The following is a 1,909-nucleotide window of genomic DNA, read 5'->3' as shown; positions in this document are numbered from 1 at the left end:
CCCCTCGCGAGCACGGGCCAGTGCCGCCGACCCGCTTACTGGCAGACCGCGTTGACTCTCGCCGTCCTGGTCGCCGTCGTCTGCCTGGTGCGGCGGCACTGGCCCGTGCTCGCGAGGGGAGCCGGGCAGCTCGCCGTCGCCGATCAGGGGTGGTTGCTGGTGGCCGCGACAGCCGCGCTCGGAACGTGGGTGTCCTCGGCGCTCGCTCAGCAGGGTGCCGTGCCCCAACGGTTGCCCGGCAAAAGGCTGGTGGCCTCACAGCTCGCCGCGTCCGCGGCCAATCACGTGCTGCCCGCCGGGCTCGGCGCCGGTGCCGTCAACCTGCGGTTCCTGATGCGCTGCGGGCTGCCGGTCGGCCGCTCGGCCAGCGCTCTCGCCGTCAAGGCGACCGCTGGCGTGGTCGTCCGGATCGTGCTCATCGGCGTGCTCGCCGCGGTCTGTCCGGGTGTGCTGCGCGTCCCGGGCATCTCCGTGGGTGTGGTGGGCGTCGTCCTCGCGGTCGTCGTGCTCGTCGCCGTGCTGCTCAACTGCCCGCTGTGGCCCCGGTGCCGGCGCGCGCTCGGCACGGTGCTGACCGACATCCGGGCCGTGCACGTCCGGCCGAACCGGGCGGCCGCCCTGTGGGGCGGCTCGCTGGCCTTCGCCGCCCTGAACTGCCTGGTGCTGATCTGTGTCACCCAGGCCGTCGAACTGCCGTTGTCCCCGGCCCGGGTGGCTCTGCTGTACCTCGCCGCCAGCAGCGCCGCCGCGCTGCTGCCCACGCCGGGCGGCATCGGTTCTCTCGACGCCGCCCTGGTCTTCGCGCTCACCGCCTCGGGAACCACGGCGTCGGCCGCCGCTTCCGTCGTTCTCGGCTACCGGCTGCTCACCATGTGGCTGCCGCTGGTCCCGGGCCTGTTGGTGCTCGGGGTGCTGGTCCGGCGCAAGGCGCTCTGACCTCAACGGCGTTTCCCACGCGGCCGGTTCAGGTAGGAGTCCGATATCTGTCCGCGGGCGAGGGGGAGTTGGATGGCGGAGAACGAGACGGATGGCCGATTGGCGGACGAGTTCTTCACTCCCGGGACCTCGTCCTTCACCGAGTTCCTGGCGGCGCACCGGCCCGCACTGCTGCCGACCCGCCGTCCGTTCCCGGCGGGCGTCCGCGCCGGTGCGGACCAATTCCCGCACGGCACCACGGTGTTGGCCCTCTCCTACCGCGACGGCGTGCTGATCGCCGGCGACCGGAGGGCCACCATGGGCAACGTCATCGCACAGCGCGACCTGGAGAAGGTGCACCCCGCGGACGACTACACTGCGGTCGCCTTCGCCGGTACGGTCGGGCTCGCCGTCGACATGGTGAAGCTGTACCAGGTCGAGCTGACGCACTTCGAGAAGATCGAGGGCATCCCGATGACCCTCAACGCGAAGGCCACCCGCCTCGCCGGCCTGCTCCGCCAGAACCTCGGCCAGGCCATGCAGGGCCTCGCCGTCGTACCGCTCCTCGTCGGCTACGACCCCGCGGCGCCCGAAGGCGCCAAGGGCCGTATCTTCACCTTCGACGTCGTCGGCGGCACCTACGAGAAGCCGGACTTCCACGCCGAGGGCTCCGGCTCCCCGTACGCCAGAGGGTCTCTCAAGAAGCTGTACCACCAGGGCATGTCCCGGCGCGAGGCGGCCCTGGCCGCACTTCAGGCCCTCTACGACGCGGCCGACGACGACTCCGCCACCGGCGGCCCGGACATCAACCGCCGTATCTTCCCCATCGTCTCGGTCATCACCGAGGACGGTTTCGAGCGGCTGCCCGAACCGGAGACCGAGGCCCTGACCCGCGCGATGGTCGAACAGCGCCACAACCACCCGGACGGTCCGACCGTCGCGCCGTGAGCGACAAGGGTGGCTGTGGCATCGGTCAGAGGGCGGGCGCGGGAGC

Annotated in this window: 2 protein-coding genes; both read left to right on the top strand. The window is 71.9% G+C overall.

Translation table 11 applies throughout. The annotated features are described in order from the left end of the window. A partial coding sequence (locus AC31A1_RS50760) for a lysylphosphatidylglycerol synthase transmembrane domain-containing protein (RefSeq protein ID WP_489659808.1) occupies positions 1 to 936 on the top strand: 936 nt, incomplete at its 5' end. Between the two features lie 72 nt (positions 937 to 1,008). After that, the gene (gene prcB / locus AC31A1_RS50755) at positions 1,009 to 1,863 is read left to right on the top strand and encodes a proteasome subunit beta (protein WP_489659807.1); all 855 of its coding nucleotides are present in this window, start codon (positions 1,009 to 1,011) and stop codon (positions 1,861 to 1,863) included. Positions 1,864 to 1,909: the final 46 nt, after the last annotated feature.

It is taken from the genome of Streptomyces sp. P5F9 (assembly GCF_057961495.1).
Note: the sequence above shows the minus strand (reverse complement) of the source record. Positions and strands in the feature narration are given on the sequence as shown.